The organism is Streptomyces mutabilis (assembly GCF_014649815.1).
GTDB lineage: Bacteria > Actinomycetota > Actinomycetes > Streptomycetales > Streptomycetaceae > Streptomyces > Streptomyces mutabilis.
The window spans coordinates 1-611 of record NZ_BMTT01000200.1 but is presented as its reverse complement, the minus strand read 5'-3'; the positions used below and the strand labels follow the sequence as shown (position 1 = coordinate 611).

General features: G+C 31.6%; 1 protein-coding gene. It reads left to right on the top strand.

The window, feature by feature from the left end; translation table 11 throughout:
* Positions 1 to 75: 75 nt before the first annotated feature.
* On the top strand, positions 76 to 611 hold a 536-nt coding region (locus IE142_RS40015), incomplete at its 3' end, for a DNA polymerase III delta subunit-related protein (RefSeq protein WP_502266914.1).

Here is a 611-nt window from a genome sequence, read left to right as displayed (position 1 = left end):
GATGCTCAACAGTCTAGAACTATCATTTAAGTAGTCTTTTTACATAATGAATATCATAAAGGGAGTAAGTCGCTTATGGATGAACAACAACAGTTAGCTAACGCATATCATTCTAACAAATTGTCACATGCATATTTGTTTGAGGGTGATGATGCACAAACGATGAAACGTGTCGCAATCCATTTTACTAAATTAATTCTTTGTAATAATAGTAATCAATGCGAACTGAAAGTTGATACTTTTAATCATCCTGACTTTTCATATGTGTCTTCTGATGAAAATACAATTAAAAAAGAACAAATTGAAAAACTTGTTCATCATATGAACCAACTACCTATTGAGGGTCAATATAAAGTATATATTATTGAGGATTTTGAAAAATTAACTGTTCAAGGGGAAAATAGTATACTAAAATTTTTAGAAGAGCCCCCTGATAATACAATTGCGATACTTTTATCAACGAAACCGGAACAAATATTAGACACTATACATTCAAGATGTCAGCATGTATATTTTAAGCCTATTGATAAGCGGCAGTTTATAGAGCGTTTAGTAGAGATGTCAATAGCAAGACCGGTAGCAGAAATGCTAAGTACCTATACAACTCAAAT